The 16,842-nt window shown below is 65.6% G+C and carries 13 protein-coding genes and 3 pseudogenes; 6 read left to right on the top strand and 10 right to left on the bottom strand.

The genetic code is table 11. The features are described from left to right. Nucleotides 1-29 precede the first annotated feature (29 nt). Nucleotides 30-1,163, bottom strand: a complete 1,134-nt coding sequence (torT, locus tag OUY22_RS17015) for a TMAO reductase system periplasmic protein TorT (RefSeq protein WP_270155964.1) — start codon at nucleotides 1,161-1,163, stop codon at nucleotides 30-32. Nucleotides 1,164-1,332: 169 nt separating this feature from the next. Here torT and OUY22_RS17010 point away from each other — a divergent pair, with 169 nt between their 5' ends. Next, nucleotides 1,333-2,826, top strand: a complete 1,494-nt coding sequence (locus tag OUY22_RS17010; RefSeq protein ID WP_270155963.1) for a PucR family transcriptional regulator — start codon at nucleotides 1,333-1,335, stop codon at nucleotides 2,824-2,826. A 195-nt stretch (nucleotides 2,827-3,021) separates the two neighbouring features. On the opposite strand, the gene OUY22_RS17005 is transcribed toward OUY22_RS17010, so the two are convergent. Beyond that, nucleotides 3,022-4,239: a pectin acetylesterase-family hydrolase gene (locus tag OUY22_RS17005; protein WP_270155962.1), complete on the bottom strand. Its 1,218-nt coding sequence runs from the start codon at nucleotides 4,237-4,239 to the stop codon at nucleotides 3,022-3,024. A gap of 451 nt (nucleotides 4,240-4,690) precedes the next feature. Between OUY22_RS17005 and OUY22_RS17000 the strand changes: the two genes are divergently transcribed. Both OUY22_RS17000 and OUY22_RS16995 read left to right on the top strand, forming a co-directional pair. Next, nucleotides 4,691-5,281, top strand: coding sequence for a TetR/AcrR family transcriptional regulator (locus OUY22_RS17000; RefSeq protein WP_270155961.1), 591 nt, complete (start codon nucleotides 4,691-4,693; stop codon nucleotides 5,279-5,281). Between the two features lie 239 nt (nucleotides 5,282-5,520). Beyond that, nucleotides 5,521-6,373: pseudogene (locus OUY22_RS16995) on the top strand (IS1634 family transposase); the annotation flags it as partial. Between the two features lie 163 nt (nucleotides 6,374-6,536). Here OUY22_RS16995 and OUY22_RS16990 read toward each other — a convergent pair. The 3 genes and pseudogenes from OUY22_RS16990 to OUY22_RS16985 all read right to left on the bottom strand — a co-directional run. Beyond that, the gene (locus OUY22_RS16990; RefSeq protein WP_270155959.1) at nucleotides 6,537-7,367 is read right to left on the bottom strand and encodes a serine hydrolase domain-containing protein; all 831 of its coding nucleotides are present in this window, start codon (nucleotides 7,365-7,367) and stop codon (nucleotides 6,537-6,539) included. A 74-nt stretch (nucleotides 7,368-7,441) separates the two neighbouring features. Further along, a pseudogene (locus OUY22_RS36925) lies at nucleotides 7,442-7,843 on the bottom strand (serine hydrolase domain-containing protein); the annotation flags it as partial. A gap of 420 nt (nucleotides 7,844-8,263) precedes the next feature. Further along, nucleotides 8,264-9,663: pseudogene (locus OUY22_RS16985) on the bottom strand (IS1634 family transposase); the annotation flags it as partial. A gap of 517 nt (nucleotides 9,664-10,180) precedes the next feature. Here OUY22_RS16985 and OUY22_RS36920 point away from each other — a divergent pair. Continuing rightward, on the top strand, nucleotides 10,181-10,315 hold the full coding sequence (locus tag OUY22_RS36920) for an ATP-binding protein (protein ID WP_408638171.1): 135 nt from the start codon (nucleotides 10,181-10,183) through the stop codon (nucleotides 10,313-10,315). Between the two features lie 211 nt (nucleotides 10,316-10,526). Here the strand turns inward: OUY22_RS36920 and OUY22_RS16975 are convergent, their stop codons facing one another. After that, nucleotides 10,527-11,135 carry a TetR family transcriptional regulator gene (locus OUY22_RS16975; RefSeq protein WP_270155956.1) on the bottom strand — a complete coding sequence of 203 codons (609 nt, stop codon included), beginning with the start codon at nucleotides 11,133-11,135 and terminating at the stop codon, nucleotides 10,527-10,529. A gap of 94 nt (nucleotides 11,136-11,229) precedes the next feature. On the opposite strand from OUY22_RS16975, the gene OUY22_RS16970 reads away from it, so the two are divergent. Then, nucleotides 11,230-12,051, top strand: coding sequence for an SDR family NAD(P)-dependent oxidoreductase (locus OUY22_RS16970; RefSeq protein ID WP_270155955.1), 822 nt, complete (start codon nucleotides 11,230-11,232; stop codon nucleotides 12,049-12,051). 1,020 nt (nucleotides 12,052-13,071) lie between these two features. Further along, a complete protein-coding gene (locus tag OUY22_RS16965; RefSeq protein ID WP_270155954.1) occupies nucleotides 13,072-13,566 on the top strand; it encodes a hypothetical protein in 495 nt (164 codons plus the stop codon). 209 nt (nucleotides 13,567-13,775) lie between these two features. On the opposite strand, the gene OUY22_RS16960 is transcribed toward OUY22_RS16965, so the two are convergent. From OUY22_RS16960 to OUY22_RS16945, 4 genes are all read right to left on the bottom strand, one after another. Then, a complete protein-coding gene (locus OUY22_RS16960) occupies nucleotides 13,776-14,153 on the bottom strand; it encodes a transposase (RefSeq protein ID WP_270155953.1) in 378 nt (125 codons plus the stop codon). 490 nt (nucleotides 14,154-14,643) lie between these two features. Continuing rightward, complete coding sequence (locus OUY22_RS16955; protein ID WP_270155952.1) at nucleotides 14,644-15,468, bottom strand: IS5 family transposase; 825 nt, start codon at nucleotides 15,466-15,468, stop codon at nucleotides 14,644-14,646. Nucleotides 15,469-15,559: 91 nt separating this feature from the next. Next, nucleotides 15,560-16,039, bottom strand: coding sequence for a hypothetical protein (locus OUY22_RS16950; protein ID WP_270155951.1), 480 nt, complete (start codon nucleotides 16,037-16,039; stop codon nucleotides 15,560-15,562). After that, the coding region (locus OUY22_RS16945) for a hypothetical protein (protein ID WP_270155950.1) at nucleotides 16,039-16,842 on the bottom strand (804 nt) is incomplete at its 5' end. The genes OUY22_RS16950 and OUY22_RS16945, both read right to left, overlap by 1 nt.

Genomic DNA, 16,842 nt, shown 5'->3' with positions numbered 1-16,842 from the left:
AACTTTCTGGTTGTGGAACGTTCCCGTCGTCAGCTGCCGGCCTTGACCTGGAACGTCGGAGACCAGCCGTCGGGGGCCAGCGTGGTGGACACGTCGAAGTCCTTCAGCGTGTCCTTCGTGACCATGACGAGCTCGGGCCCGACATGCTGCTGGAATTCCTTCTTCTCCAGTGCGCGGATGGCTTGGTCGATGGCGATCCGGCCCTGGATGGCGGTGCTGTCGCTGGGCGCGGCCTGCACGGTTCCGCGCTGGATGCCGGTGTACGTGCCGGGGGTGAAGTAGTAACCGGCGACGCGGATCTTGTCGCTCAGGCCGCGGTCCCGCAGGATCGGCCCGGCCGCCTCGGCGGTGACCGCGGTGCCGACGATGTAGTTGATGTCGGGATGCGCGGCGAGGACGTCCTCGATCAGCTTGCTCTGCGCGTCCTTACCGGTGTCGCCCCACTTGGTGTCGACGATCTCCACCGCGCTTCCGGCGAGGGCGGCCTTGAAACCACGCTCGCCGTCCTCGGACCAGCCGGCGCCCTTCGGACCGGGGAACCAGGCGACCTTGACCGGCTGACCGCCGGAGTCCTTGACCACCCATTCCGCAGCGATCTCGGCGAGGTCGTGGAAGGAGACGAGCGACTTGGCGGTGACCTTGGGGCTGGACATGCCGTTGATGACGTCGATGACCGGCTTGCCCGTAGCGGCCAGCCGTTCGACCGTGCTGTTCAGCCCGTCGAGGGAGATGGCGCCGATGACCACGGCGTCCGCGCTCTGCGCGCAGTCCTCGATCTGCTGAATCTGCTTGTCGATGTTCTCATAACCGCCGGCCTCGACCATCGTCATGTTGACGCCGGCCTCGCGTGCCTGCTCGGCCACGCCGTAGTTCAGGCCGAGCCAGTACGCGTCCTTCATGTGCGGCACGGACACACAGATGTTCCAGGGCTTCTCGGCCTTGCCGACAGGGGTGTACTCGGCCTTGCTGCGCGCGCTGTCCATGGACAGGTCAGCCCAGACGTCGACCTTGACCGGGGCCCAGCTCTTCGCGGCCGCCGTGTTCTCGGCGGCCGGGCCGGCCGCCGAGCCCGAGTCGGCGGGGGTGGACGAGCCACAGGCCGACAACGCCAGGGTGGCGGCCGCCGCGGTCGCGAGAACCGCGGAATGGCGTTTGAACTGCACGAATTTCTCCCCTCGTGGGGTTCCGAATGCCGGAACTACGCAGGTCGGTGGGCTGAGTTGCAGTCAACATCCAGGCTGTCCGCAGCGTCTACGTGCGGCATGGCCAAGCTCGAAGGCCAGGTACTGTGCAACTGCATAACGCAGGGTGACCAGCGGGAGGAGTGGCCCCATGGCATTGAGTTTGGATCAGCTCATGGCCGAGACCGTCCTGGAGCTCAGCCTGGCCACCCCCACCAGCCATGACCTGATGAAACGCACGATCCGCTGGGTGGCCTCCACCGAACTCGTGGACCCCGCGCCGTTCCTGCAGGGTGGCGAGCTGCTGCTCACCACCGGTGCCTGCATCCAGGCGGATGATCAAGAAAGCTGGCAGAACTTCGTCTCTCGGCTCAAGCGCAAAAGGGTCGCGGCCATCGGCTTCGGCTGCGGGCTGACTCACGCCGACGTACCCCGTGCCCTGGTGGAGAGCGCCACCGCGGTGGATCTGCCGGTGCTCAGCGTGCCGTATAACGTGCCATTCGTGCGGATCAGCGAGTTCGTGGCCGAAATGACGGTCGCAGACCGGTTCAAGGACATGGGCCGGGCGTCCAACCTCGCCGCCGAGCTGGCGCAGCTCATGTCCAACAACGCGCCGCTGATGACCCTGCTCAAGCGGATCGCCAAGGAGATCGGCGGCGAGGCGGCCATCCTCGACATCGACGGCAAAGTGGTGGCGACGTGGCCTCTGCACCAGGAGTGGCAGACGGGCCTCGTGCTGCAAGGGCTGGCCACCAGTGGGACGACCGGATACCACGCGGTGCCGCTCGACCAGGCGGGCGCGCACGACCACATCTTGGTCGGCCACAGCGAGATGGCCGTGGAGAGCGTCCGGATGGCGATGAGCGCGGCCGCCACGCTGGTCGCCATCGACCTGACCCGCAGGTTGCAGGAGGAGCCGTCGAACGCGACGCGGATGGCCGCCGTGCTCGCCAGCCTGACCGACTGGACCACACCCACGTCGACCCTGGTCCGGGCGCTGCGCGTGGCCGGCTTCAGGAGCGACGTGCCAACCGTCGTCCTGCTGGCCGCGCCGAAGCCCGCGTTCTCCGCCGGGTACTCGTTGCGCCTGCGCCTGGCCGTGGAGCAGGTGCTGCCGGTGGTGCGCTCGGTGCGCAGCGGCGAACTGCTGGTACTGCTGGCCCAGGGCGGCACCGGCGACACCGCCGGCAAGGTCCTCGAGGTGCTGCGCCGGGAGATGCCCGGCCGGGCGATCGTGGTGGCCGGGCCGGCCAGGGACGCCGAGGAGATCCGCATGGTGCTCGCCTCGGCCCGAGGGATGATCACAGACGAGCTGGCCCGACCGCAGCGTTCCCGCCCGTTCGACCTGACCTCGATCGTGGCCGCGGCCGCCGGGCGGGGCGGCCAGCATGCCGCGCGGGAGGTCCTGCGACCACTGATCGACCACGACGCCAAGACCGACGGCCAGCTGATGCACACCCTGAGCACCTACCTGCGGCTGGACGCCAAGCAGCACGCGACGGCCGAAGCCCTGCACGTGCACCGCAACACGCTGCGGTACCGGCTGGCCCAGATCGGCAAGCTCCTCGAAGCGGACCTGGACAGCCTGGACACCCTGGTGATCTGCAGCCTGGCCTTGCGGCTCTACGACGCTGCCGGCCACTGATGGCGGCCGCACATCGGCGCGTCGGAACACGGCCGGATGTCGGCCACGCGACCGCGCCGATCACCTCCGATGCCCGGCGAATAGCCCGTTCGGCTCGCCGGGCTGGGCCAGCATTTCGGCATGTTCTTCGTCTTGATGAGTGGCATGATGCGTGTCCGCGTGTGCGCCACGAAGACGCATGAAGGCGAGGGGGCGTCAGGGAAGCAGCTCGTGTCCGAGCGAGAGGTCTTCGTCGTCGATGACGTTGCGCTTGATCCATGTGGAGAAGAGGACCCCGTCGGCCGTGCACTTGTTGTAGAACTCGTTGGTCGTCAGGGTGTGTTCGGTGGTGTGCTTCTTCGAGTTGTGGCCCCAGTCGGTGAGGAAGAAGTTGTAGTGAAGGCCGGACTGGTCGAGGCGTGCGATCGATGCCTTGGTGTTGGCCGCCCAGTCGTCGATGAACGCGTCGGTCCTTGTTGATGTGCGGTTCAGTGCGGCGCCGAAGCGGGTGAGGGTGTCGTCGTAGAGCGTGTTGGCGTGCAGATACTTGATAGTGCGCGCAGCCTCGTCGGAGCGGCGAAGGAGCGCGTCCTCGTAGAGGTCGTTGCCGATGTCGAAGCCCAGGGTTTGTGCGCTGTCGGCCTTCCAGATCGTGTCCACGATGTCGCGCCAGCGTTCGGTGACGACTCCGACGCCGTCCGAGAGGCAGTAGAGCTTCGAGTCTGTGTAGTGGCCGGCGATCTGCGGGGCGTAGAAGGCGGAGGCCCAGGCGCCGGCGCTTTCGCCGGAGACCAGAACCTTGTCGGCTTCCGGGAAGTTGGCGTAGACCCAGTCGAGTACGGCCGTTGCGTTGTTGCGCCCGTTGTGGTGGACCTTGATGGTCGTGCCGTTGTGGGGGTAGGTGTTGATGGTGTCACCGACGTGCATATCCCCGGTGCTGTAGGGGACGAAGACGAAGTTCCAGTCACGGAAGGCGTTGGTGCTGTCGCGGCGGTTGGCCATTCCGGCGAGCGCGGCGGGGAACAGTCGGGTCAGCGAGTTGAAGTAGAACATCTGCAGATCTCGCGTGTAGCCGCGCACGACGCCCAGGGGTGTGATCGGACGGGCGGCGGTTTCAGCGTCCCAACAGGCTCCTCCACCAGAGAAGTGGATCACGAGGTTGCTGGACGTGCCGCGCCGGACGAACATCGCGTACGCGGAGCCGTCGGCGCTCACGGTTGTCCTCCCCAGGTTGACGGTGTGCCATTTGGTGTCCGTGACCTCGTTGAGGCTGGCCACGCGGCTCGGGCGGCCGAAATGGATGAAGTACACGTAGAGAAGTCCCAGAACGAGTACGGCACCGATCGTGGCCGCGGTCGCCGCCGCGTTCGTGTAGAGGCCGAGGGCGACCGCGGCGCAGATGACTGCGGCGACGGCCCACTTTGCTGCTTTCATGCGTTCACTGCCTGTCCGTGTCGTGGGGGTGCGTGTTCGGTGAGGTCTTGGCAAAAGGTCAGTCGAAGAGGGTGAGGTCGATGGACTGGGCAAGGGCGGCGTAGCCGGCGTCGTTGCCGTGGAGGTCGTCGCCCATGTGCAGGTCGTCGAGGGATGCGGCTGGGGTCGGCGGGGTCGCACCAGACGGCGTCGAAGTCGCCGCTGGTGCGGATCCAGGTGTTGATCTGCTCGCGGGCCTTGGCACCTTCGGGGCTGTACATGTCGGAGTCGCCGTAGGGGGCGATGGTCACCCGCGGGTTACGTGCGCTGCCGCCGGCGGAACAGAGCAGCCGCCGTCAACGGCACAGGACTCGTGAGGGCAGCAGGGTCAAGTTGGCTTCACTCACACTCTTACTATACCGAGATTACTTTTAACGTCAATATAGAAAGAGTCCGAGGGTATGATGGGGGGATGGCGGATGCAGAGCCCCTAGGGCGGCGTGAGCGCAAGAAGGCGGCGACGCGGGCGACGATCCTGGAGGCGGCGACGGCGCTGTTCCTGGAGCGGGGTTTCGATGCGGTGACGGTGCGGGAGATCGCGGACCAGGCCGACGTGACGCCCAAGACGGTCTTCACGCACTTCCCGCACAAGGAAGCGCTCGTCTTCGCGGACGAGAAGGAGCGGCACGACCGGTTGGTGGCGGCCGTCCGGGACCGCCGCCAGGGTGTTTCGGTCTCTGACGCGCTCAAGGCGCACTACTTGGCGGAGATCGCCGCGCTGAGGACGGAGCCGCAAAGCCGGATCCTCGCGCTGATGGACGGCACGCCGGCGCTGATCGACTACGCGGAGAAGATGTGGCTGCGTCACGAGGATGCGCTGATCGCCACGCTCACCGAGGAGTCCGGTCTCGCCGAGCCGAGTGAGGAGATCCGCTTCTACGTGCGCTTCGCACTGCAGATCCAGCTCATGGCGGTTCGCGAACCTGATCCGGAGGCGTTCGTCGAGACCGGTTTCCGGTTCCTCGACCAGGGCTGGGCCCACTACGGCAAGGGCGGGCGCTAGCTCAGTCCGTGTCGGTGCCTTCCTGTGCTGGTGCACTGTGGTTCACCGGCCTTCGGCTTGGGAGCCCTGTGTCGTGCAGAGTGCTCGGTTGCGGCGCCGCAGCCTGTGCGCAGGGGATGCCGTGGGCTCTATCGGTTCGTGGCGCCGAACCAGCGTGCGGCCGCGTTCTCGAACTCTGCAGGGCCGGCGCGTGTTCGCGGGCCCATGCCACGAGGCCGTCCGGGCGCACGTGCAGGGCGCTGGCCGTCACCCGTGAGGGCATCCCGGTCCGGGTGTGGTGCCGGCCCGGCCGCACCAACGATCAGAGTGTGTTGGCCGAGGTCAAGGAACGACATGCGCGCCTGGAAGCTGGGCCGAGTCATCACCGTGGTCGACCGCGGCTTGTCCTCCGCTGACAACCTGGCCTGCCTACGCCGCGCGGGGGGCCACTACATCGCCGGGATGCGCATGCGCGACGGCGGCGCCCTGGTCGAGCAGGCGATCACGTGGATCGAGGCCGAGCTGGAACGGATCAAGACCCAGCGCGAACGCGAAGCCAGGCGTGAACTGAGTGCCAAGGCGCGCCAGAAGGCCGAGGCTGCCCACGTCCGCGCCGAGTGCGCGCTGCGCGACCACCCCACGCTCAAGCGGTGGATACGCCAGCAGAAGAACGGACGGCTGGTGATCGACCGGGCCAAGGTCAAGGCCGAAGAACGGCTGGACGGCAAGTACCTGCTGGCCACCAGCGATCCCGACATCAGCACCGAAGACGCCGCACTCGGCTACAAGAACCTCCTGGAAGCCGAGCGAGGCTTCCGGGACATGCAGTCCGAACTGCTCCTTCGCCCGGTCTTCCACCGGCTCGAACACCGCATCCGCGCGCACGTGCTGATCTGCTGGCTGGCCCTGCTGCTGACCCGCGTCGCCGAACGCGGATGCGGACAAAGATGGCCCCGGATCAACCGCGAATTGTCCCGTCTGTCCCAAGTCACCCTCGCCGGACCGGCTGGAACCGTCGTCCAGACCACCCCGCTACGACCCGCACAACGAGCCGTCTACCAGGCACTTTCCATCACACCGCCGGCACGGGTCTCCGTCTTCGAACCCGCCTGACCCGACCAGCACCCGGCCGCAAAGGGCGTAGGCACACGACCCGCAATGCCCAGTCAGACCGAGAGCACCGGCATCCGTCGATGATCGACCACGGTCCGAACCAGGCCGACACCGGGTGACGAGACATCTCGTACCCGACACCTGCGAGCCTGGCCAACATCGCCTACGCGACGTCGGGCCGGGTGATCAGCGGCGACCGGAGATGCAACGCCAGGCTGGGGCCGGTCAGGGGCACGGTGCTCCACCTAGCCACCGCTGTTCCCGCGTCGGCGTCGACCACCAGCCGAACCCGGTGCGGGGTGGTGATGACGTAAAGCTCGGCGACGAACATGTTGCCCTGCCAGGCGCCGGCCGCGACGACAGGGCGGCCGAGCGGCGAACTTTCCCGCCAGTCGCCGTGGCCGACCTCGACGTTGGGGAACGACCCGAGTCGCAGGAGCCATCCACCGTCCACGGGATCGACGATCACCGTGGTTCCGTCGGGCAGAGCCGAGTCCTCGGCGGAGGCGTCGAGTCTCGCCTTGGCGGAACGCTCCGGGGCGGCCGAACCTGGCACCGGCGCGAGTGACAGCCGCCGCAGCCGATCGGCGAGGATCTCGTCGTCCCGGGTGTTTCCCGCGTGGTCCACGCTGGGCAGCAGGCACTCCCAAATGGCGTCGAGCACGTCCTGGGCCTGCCCTTGGGCGGTGACGGCGACCACGAGATCGTGCGACGGGACCACCACGCATTGCTGGCCGAAGGCACCGTGACCGTGGTAACCGTGACGCGACATCCAGAACTGGTAACCGTAACCGCAGCTGAAGTCGACGTCGTCCGACCCGTCCTCGAACGGCAGGCTGTCGATGTGCCGTCTGGTCGCGAGCTCCACCCATTCGCGCGGGACGAGCCGCCGGTCGCCCCAAAGGCCTCCACGCAGCAGCAGTTCACCGAAGGCGGCGACGGCCTCGGTCGTGAGGTGCAGTCCGTGGAATCCGAAGGCGGCACCGCTCGCCACCCGGTCCCATTCGGCGTGGTCGACGCCATCGGCTTGAAGAGGCGCTCGTCGAGGAGCTCCGGGAGGCCGCGGCCCGTGACCCGTTCCACCATCCGGGCCAGGATGAAGGTGGTCGGATTGTCGTAGGCGTGCCGTGTTCCCTCGGCCTCGGGGAACGGTACGCGCAGGAAGCCCTTCACCAGGTCGCCCGGTTCCAGTTGCCAGGCCTCGGCGAGGCTGTCCGTACGGTGCCCGCTCGTCATGGACAGCAGGTGGTGAACGGTGATACGGCGTCCCTGCTCCGAGATGCCGGCCGGAACGTGGTCGGGCAACACGTCCACCACCCGGTCGTCCAGCGAGAGCAACCCGTCGGCGATCGCGAGCCCCACGGCGACCGAGGTGAACGACTTGGTCAGCGAGTAGAGCAGATGCGGGCGCCCGGCCGAGTAGGGCGCCCACCAGCCTTCGGCGACGACGTGACCGTGGCGTACGACCATGATGGAATGACACTCGACGGATCGCGCTTCGAGCCGGTCCAGCAGCACGGCGATCGAACGGGACGACATCCCTGACGCGGCCGGTGTCGAGCGCGGCAGTAGGGCGCGCTGAGAAGGCATCCGGACACCCTAACAAGATCGCCAAATCCGCTCCATCGAATTTCGGACAGTGCTCATGTTCTGCGATCGGGTCGATCGGGGAGTTGAGCCGCGTAGCGGGCCCAGTTGCCGCCGGCCTGGGTCCAGACGGTGGCGGTCTCGGGACTGACTGCCAGCAGTTCGGTGAGGATTACGGCCGGCAGTTGGGCCCGCTTTCCGCGTAATTCAGCGGCCTGGAGGTCCGAATGTGGGGTGTGAACTGGGCTGACATGGATGTGGCCGCCTGGAGGGCGTTTCTCTAGGCGGTGGTGTTCGGACTGGTCAGCGTGCTGTGGGTTTCAGGTCGATGACCTGCTTGAGGGCGGGGACGCCGAGCTTGGCGAGCAGGTCTTGCTGGGCTTGGTCAAGGCGGTGACCTGCCGGAACAGGCCTGCGGGGCCGGTGAAGGTGCCCAGGTGAAGCCGGTCGAGCTCGCGGCGGCAGGCAGGCCAGGTGTCGGCGGTGGTGGTCTCGGTGATCCGGATGAGCAGCAGCGCCAGCCAGCAGAGGATGACGTGAGCGCGGATGCGTTCTTCGAGCCGGTGATAGACCGGCCGCAGATCGATGATCTGTTTCATGTCGCGCCAGCCTCGCTCGACCTCCAGCAGCTGCTTGTAACCCAGCGCGATGTCCTCGGCGCTCAGGTGCGGGTCGCTGCAGCGCAGCAGGTACTTGCCGTCCAGGTTCTCCTCGGCTTTGATCTTCGCGGTGTCGATGCGGAGCTTGCCGACCGGTGTCGTGCGCAGGTAGCGGTTCAGGCCAGGCTTGACGGCGATCTTCCCGCGCAGCCCGCCGCGCTTGAACTCACTCAACGCATCGGAGGCGTCGATCAGGTCGGTGAGCTGGGCGACAAGCTGGGCGCGCATGTGCGCGTCGCGCTCGGCCGCCTCACGGTTGTGGCAGATGACGAACCGGTCGGTGTCGCTGATCCGTACTTCCTTGATCCGCATGTTGCCGGAGATCTCGGTGTAGCGGCCCTGCCGTGACAGGGCGGCCTTCACCTCCGCCGAGCCGGAGCGGAGTTTCTCGCCGATGATGGAGGCATGGTCGCCTTGGCGCAGGTAGCGGCGGCTTTCCGCGGAGGAGAAGCCGCGGTCGGTCACCCACACGATCTTGCTCAGGGTCCAGTCGCGCATGTCGTCCTTGACCTGGCGGATCAAGCGCTGGTCGGAGGCGTTGCCGGGCCAGCACCGGCACCGGATCGGAATTCCGTCCCTGGTGACGGCCATGCCGATGACGATCTGCGGTAGGTCGTCCCGGGAGTCTTTCGACTTGCCGTAGGTCCGAAACCCTGCCGCCTTGTTCTCCTGCCCGTCGCCCGGTCCGGCCTCCTGCCCGTCCTCCTGCCCGTCGCCGGCCTCGCTGTCGGGCACCCGGTCGCCGTGATCGTCACGGGCGACGGGGTCATCGGGCCGCTCGAGCTCGAAGCAGGTGCTGGTGGTGTCGAAGAAGAGCAGGTCGACCTCAAGATTGAGCAGGTTGGCGACCTCGTCGAACACCTGCTTCTCCAGATCGTCCTTCACCTCGTGCAGCCAGTCCATCGCCCGGTAGCACGCGTCGTCATCCGTGCCGGGCAGGCCGTCGATGTGGACGTCATGGGTGATCCAGTCCGCGGCGGCCAGCTTCGAGGACGGTGCCAGCGCCCGGTTCGCGACCAGCCCGAACAGCACCCGCTCGGTGGTGTGTCCGCGTACGACCTCCTATGTAGTTGAGGGTACGACCTCACGTGTCGGCGGGGCTCCGGCGAGTTGACCTGACTACTCGCCATGAAGTTGATCATCCTTCGGATTGTCAGCGGCCAAGCAGACAACCCGAAGGATGACCACCTCCATGATCCTTGATCCGTGAGGCGTGCGGCGTGGACTGGCGCACCGTCAAGAAGTACCTCACCGAACCGGCCGGGGCGACGCCTCCGGCAGCGCCCTCGCATAAGGGCAGCCAGCCGCAGGTGATCACCCCGTACACGCAAGTGATCGACGCGATGCTCCGCGCTGATCTGACGATGAAGGCGTCGGTCGTCTACGAACGGCTGGTCGCCGAGCATGGCTATGACCGCTCCTACCAGCGGGTGAAGCTGTATGTGGCCCAGGCGCGGCCCCGTCTGGCCGCCGAGGCCGGCACCGAGGTGGCGACCGAGCGGATGCGCGGGCTGCACCGCCGGTTCGAGACCACTGGCCCCTCGACCAGTGGGGCCGCTTCCTGCCCGAGCACACCACCGCCGTCAGCCTGCTGGACCGGCTCCTGCACCACAGCGTCGTCATGGTCACCGAGGGCGAGTCCTTCCGCATGAAACAGGCACGAACCCGGACAGGTGGACGCCTCACCAAGAAGTAGTCAACTACGAAGGCGTGGGGACATCTATCCGGCCACCAGCGGCGACACGCACACTCGGCCGTTGACATCTCCCAAGCCGGTACCGGGATTCTTGAATCATGGCTGCCTGGCTCAGAGCGGACTCATCATCGAAGAGACCACGGTGACCACATGACCGGCTCTACGAACTCAACCTGTGTATCAGGCAGAGCGGAGGGCCCGCACGCCCGCTTCAGGCGTCCGCCGCACTTCCCCGCACCGCCGCGACCGCCTCAAGGAGCAGGTCTTCCAGTGACTGACTGCCGGCACTCCTGGTCCACGCCTCGCCGGCGACGTCAACGCACATGAGCACGCAGGCCACGATCGCGTCGGCACGCAGGTCGTGCTCGTCGTCCGGCGCGACACCGAGGCGGCGGCGGATCTCCGGAGTGAGCAGTGCCTGCCACTGCAAGTGTTTCTCGAGGCTGCGGGCCCGCAGGGACGGAGTCCCATAGAGCATCTTCGAGATCTTCAACATGGTCACGTCGTCCTGGCCGAGCCGCGGCGCGTGGCGCAACGCGTTGATCAGGGCGGTCCACGCGTCCTCCGCGGCGGGCCTGGCCTCCAACTCCTCGCGGATCAGCTCGCCGTGGGCGGCGAGGTCGCCGAGCACGATGTCCTCTTTGGTGCCGAAGTAGCGGAAGAAGGAGCGCCGGGAGATGCCGGCCGCCACGGCGATGTCGTCGATCGTGGTCGCCTCGAAACCGCGCTCCAGGAACAGGCCCATCGCGATCCGGGCGACCTCCGCGTGGACGGCCTGGCGGGTACGGGTCCAGAGCTTCTGGTCAGGAGTGGTCGGCATACCTCCAGGCTAGCACCTTAGTGACCGATTGACACTAAGTGCCAGATAGGCTTACGGTGACACCAGCGTCCAGAACCGAACCCAGGGAGAAGCCATGACACCCGTGAACTACCACGGTCAGACCACCCTCATCACCGGCGCCAGCGCGGGCATCGGCGCCGAGTTCGCCCGGCAACTCGCCGCACGCGGTTCCGACGTCGTGCTCGTCGCCCGCCGGCTGGACCGGCTTGAGCGCCTTGCGGACGAGCTCACGACGACGTACGGGATCACCGCAACCCCGATCGCCATGGACCTGGCCACCCCCGGAGTCGCAGCGGCGATCAACACCGCACTCACCGAGCGCTCCCTCACCGTCACCAGCCTGATCAACAACGCCGGCTTCGCCACCAACGCCGGCTTCGCCACCAACGCCGCCTTCCACCAAGAAGACCCGCAGCGGCTGGACGCGCAGATCGCCGTCAACGTCACCAGCCTCGTCGACCTCAGCCGCGTCTTCATGGAACGACTGCGCACCCACGGCGGCGTGCTCGTCAACGTCGCGAGCATGGCGGCCTACCAAGGCAACCCGAGCATGGCCGTCTACGGTGCGACCAAGGCGTTCGTACTCAGCTTCACCGAGGCGCTCTGGTACGAGTCGCGCGGCACCCGGCTACGCGTGATGGCCCTGACGCCCGGCGCCACCGACACCGAGTTCTACGACGTCGCCGGTGCCCAGGCCGACGGCGGCACCAGCCGCATGCGCCCCGACGAGGTCGTCACGATCGCCCTGAAGGCCCTCGACCGGCGCACCCCGCCACCCAGCGTGATCGCGGGCACGAGGAACCGGCTGATGGCGCAAGCGGGACGGCTGATCAGCCGCCGGCGGATGACCATGACGATCGGCTCGATGATGGACCGGACGGCAGCGGGGCACTGACTCCCGCCCCCCGATCGGCATCCCCGCCGCACCGGACCCGCGCCTGAGCGCACTCCGCCCGGCCGCCCAACCCAGCGGCACCCGCCGCACCGTTCGCGCTGATCTCCGGTCACCCGATCGGGCTGCAACTTCGCGGCCATCGCGGCGCTGCTGGTGGCCGCCGACCGCTGGGACACACGGCCTTCGCCCGGTGATGGCGTGGACGCCCGCTCAGCTGGGGCGTTCCTTGACTACGCGACCACGGATCGGCTGTACGCGCTCCACCATCTGATCGCCTTCCGCGGGCTGCAGCGCGTCGCTCGCGGCGGGCAACGACTTGAGACGACGTCTTCGATGCTGCGCCACTCGAGCTTGTCGATCACGTCGGACATCTACACGTCCGTGCTCCCGGAGATGGCCCGGGCGGCGGCCGAAGCGAGCGCGGCGCTGGTGCCGAGGAAGAGCCTCGTGGAGGTGTCCCAGACTGGCGGTCCCCCCTCGGTCTCCTCAACACCTTCCCAGGTGGCGCCGCCTTCGAGCCCGCCGAATAGTCGCAGGTCACGGCCTCGCGATAGGCGCGCCCTGCAGGATTCGAACCTGCGACCGTCGGATTAGAAGTCTGTGGATCAGCGTGCCGGGTGGTGTCAGGTCTTCGCGCGTTCTGACATTTCCGCAGGTAGGTGAGTCGTAGGCGGGGTCGGACAGTGTCGGAAACACCGTGCTGAAACGGTAGTGTCCGAGACTGCCGGTCCCCCTACGGTCCCCCACTTGGAGCCCGACGACCAGGCGCAGCACAGCCCCGATCGCGGGCCTGCCCTGCCCTCGTTGAGATCTTCGGGTGGCGCAGGACTCCTCACTGGGCCTGGACCGGACAACCATGGACGCGCTCGTAGACGGTGGGGTCGTCCGGCAAGCTTGAAGACAGCTGGCCCGCAGCATCGGCGGCACGCCGACAAGGCCGGGGCGTCGGCCACACCCGCACTTGACGGTCGTCGAGAGTGTCCTCCACGATGATCATCGAGGCGAAGAGGTACAGGTGTCATGACGTTGTCCGGCAGGCACATCTCCCTGACGGGTTGTGCGGCACTAGTTGCAAGTTTGCTGGTGCTCGCAATTATTGTGATCGGATCAGGCTGGGACGTACTTGGCTTCCCCAGGGAACCTAACGTACGAAAGGTGGATCCACTCGCGCTTTCGGAGATTCGTAAAGTAGGGCAACTAATCGGCGAGGATACCGACATAGCTCACGAGTGGGAGAACGACTACGTTGAAGCGAAGCACTTGGCAGTATACCTGAAGCCAGGTACGGGGAACGATATTATCACCGAGGCCGAAAAACGCTTGCACCAGGCGGGTTGGCATGTCTGGAACAGAGAGCCGCCCGAAATTTTCCTGGAATCGGCCAAATGGCCTGCCACCTACATGGTGGTGGAGGGCCTTGGTGGGGCGGACATTTTAAGCGAAAAACTGCAAAAAGCAGTCAATGCCTCCAGCTTGGCCGTAAGCAGGATGGTATATATCGTCATCCACAGATAGATGCACTGCTGCGTTAGCCTCGATGACTCACGGGGTGGCCGTCCCTCCTAGTGGTTTCAGCTGATGGAGGTTTCCGACTGATCGTCCCGTTCGCTTCGGGCGACCGGGACGGCAAGCCGCCCGAAGCGCTCGGGCGGGCGGCGGTTCCACAGGCCGCGGCAGGGGCGGAAGTTACTCCTCTCCGGATCGGCGGGACGCGATCGCGATGGTCAGGTAGGTGCGGGCAGGGCGCAGAGCCGCTGCCAGCAGACCAGGAAGGCGTTCGTCCACGGCCAGGTGGCGCTGATCTTCAAGATCCGCCGGCGGGCGTGGCAGACGAGCCGGGCGGGCAGATGCCACAGGCAGTAACGCAGGGTCTGCGGCTCGGCGCGGGCCAGCTCGGCATCGTCGTGCAACCCCAGCAGTCGCGTCCAGGCATCGAAGTCGGCGGCGAGGTTGGCGGCCAGCACCCAGCCGACGTTGACGTTCCAGGTCTTGGACGGCAGGTTGCGCAGCCCCATCGCCTTGTTGCAGCGCACCCGGTCCTCGACTTCGGCGTGGTCGCGGTGGACGGCGTCGATGAAGGCGAGCTGGTGGCTGCCGGGCACGCCGCGCAGGCCGCGCGGCCCACGCGATAGGCGCGCCCTGCAGGATTCGAACCTGCGATCGTCGGATTAGAAGGGTGGTGTCAGGTCTTCGCGCGTCCTGACATTCTCGCAGGTAGATGGATCGTAAGGAGGTCGGACGGTGTCGGAAACACCGCGCTGAAACAGCAGTGTCCGAGACTGCCGGTCCCCCTACGGTCCCCCCACATGGAGCCCAACAACCAGGCGCAACACGGTCGTGATCGCGGGCCCGCCCTGCCCTCGCTGAGATCCTCGGATGGAGGCGGCACGCCGAGGAACCATCGCGCATCTCCAGGTTCATGTCTTCGACACATGTCGGCGGGATCCCCGAGTTCCGCAGTTGGCGGGCAGACGAGAGCTCAAAATTCCGAGACCACAACCCTCATCATGATCACCAGGCGACGCTACCAGCAAGCTCGCTGTCTAAACAGCATTGGCCCTCTTAGTGAGTGTTTGAGATCGACGATCTTGCTTAGCCGCAGACGATTTTGGCCTGTCGCCGAGCGGGGCCGCTCCGGGTGAGGCGGCGGGTCATGCCGGCGATGGCAGCCCAGCGGATGATCGCCTCGGAGACGGCGGGGTCGCGTTCATAGTCACGGGCAAGCCGTCGGCAGGCGGTCAGCCAGGCCAGCGTTCTCTCTACCACCCAACGGCGGGAGATGACGCTGAAGCCGCGCTGGTCAGCGGGCTTGCGCACGATCTCCAGGGTGGTGCGCAGAGTGTCACGGGCCCAGTCCACCAGCCGGCCGGCGAAGCCCTGGTCGGCAAAGACGGGCCGGATCGGGGTGGTCAGGTACGCCGACAACAGGGCGGTCTTGGCGCCATCGCGGTCCTGCCAGCTCGCGGCCAGCACCGCGACCGTCACGAGCAGGCGGGTGGTGTCGGTGACGATGAACCGCTTGCGGCCGTTGACCTTCTTGCCCGCGTCGTAGCCGCGGCTGTCGCGGCCGACGGTGTCGGCGCCCTTGACGCTCTGGGAATCGATGATGCCCGCGGTCGGCTCATCGGCGCGGTCGGCCTGGCGGCGGGCCTTGACGCGCAGCTCGGTCAGCAACGCCTCGGTGACGCCGACCTGTTCCCACTGCTGGAAGTACCAGTACACGGTCTGCCAGGGCGGCAGATCGGTGGGCAGGTAGCGCCACGGGCAGCCCGAGCGGACCACGTACAGGATGGCGTTGACGATCTCTCTGCGTGGGTGCTTCTCCGGACGCCCGCCGGTGTTCGGCTCAGGCAATAACGGCTCGATCAGCTCCCACTGCGCATCGGTCAGGTCCGAGGGGTAGCGATCCGAGGGCATTGGGCCACCTTGGCAGTGTCAGTGCTCGTCGTCACGCTGCCGCGCCGAACATGAAGATCTTCCAAACACGCACTTAGCCTCTGCGCTCCACTTAAGGGACCTTTGACACCTCAATATAGACAAGTGATCGTTCTTCGACAGGCACCTTCTCAAGCTGCCTCAAAACCTCTGGGTAGTCTTCTAGATACGCAGCATTGAATGGCCTCAAGACCACCTCTACGCCTTTCCACTTACTAGAGTTCATCGATATAATGGTTGGGCGGTTTTCAGCAACAGTCACCCAGCTTCGCTCGCCCAGAAGATTTGCAGCCCGATCGAGCGCCTCTTGCTTACCCTCAGTTCCGACGTCTATCACTAGCAGGTTGTAAATTTGCGTCCCGTTACCCCAGCTGCTCTCGAAGCTGGACTCCGCCTTAGTCTCCCCAATACTACGAACACTCTCGAGAGCAACCGACGGAACTCGCAGGATCAGAGGTGCTGATCCAAAGCAACTTGTGAGTAGGATAACTACACCGATAGCGATCGGAGTTACCCAATAGCCACGAACCCTATCATTTCCAAGGAAGGCCATCAGTCGCAGTCCTTCTCCCAGCCCACACGATTGCAGAATTCATCCGCAGCATGACCCGGGGAAAGCCATGTCAATATCTGATTGCGGCGCGCTATTCCAGTCAACCGGCTGTTGCCTTGAAGAGCCTTATCTTGCCAACCGCTTTCCGCCCAGGCTCTGAACTTTGTCGTAGTTAGCTTCGTGTTGCCCGAGATAGGATTATCCACCGTTACACCAGAACATCCACAGTAAGCAATTGCAGCTTCCCTGTCATCGAGATAATGCTTCACCCCACCTTTCATGTACCACACGTTTTCCTTCAAATGAGCCAGCCAGGCGGCGGCCAAATGTATGGCCCGGTTCGGATTAAACGCCTGCTCGGCATATTCGCCGATTGTTTTACCCTCCCACTCCTTCTTCCCGTAATGTTTCATCATCATCATGCGAACCTTGTAAATTTCCAATTGGGCAATGCCCACAGATACCCCCGCCCCCTGATTTTTCCTATCTCCAAGATTCCCGAAAACCCAGTCAGCGAATTGACTCCACGCCCCATATTTGTTGGCCTTCTGATTGATCTCCCAAAGAAGGACGGCAGTAAGAACATTTTTGTTGATTCCATGGTTCGTTGCTGCCTTGGCTATAGTTTTATGGTACCTCAGAAGGCGCTTATAAGTATCGTAGTACTTGAATTCAAGCTTTTTTGGACTGTAAATTGGGCCACCGGCATATCCGCCACTGGCATATAGATGGGCGGTTGCCATTGCACCGCCCGCCAAAGCCCAGTTATTCATCAACCTAATATCATCTGCTTCAGGATACCA

Origin of the sequence: Nonomuraea corallina, assembly GCF_027620315.1 — a bacterium.
Classification (GTDB): domain Bacteria; phylum Actinomycetota; class Actinomycetes; order Streptosporangiales; family Streptosporangiaceae; genus Nonomuraea; species Nonomuraea corallina.
This window is presented reverse-complemented; position numbering and strand designations above follow the sequence as displayed.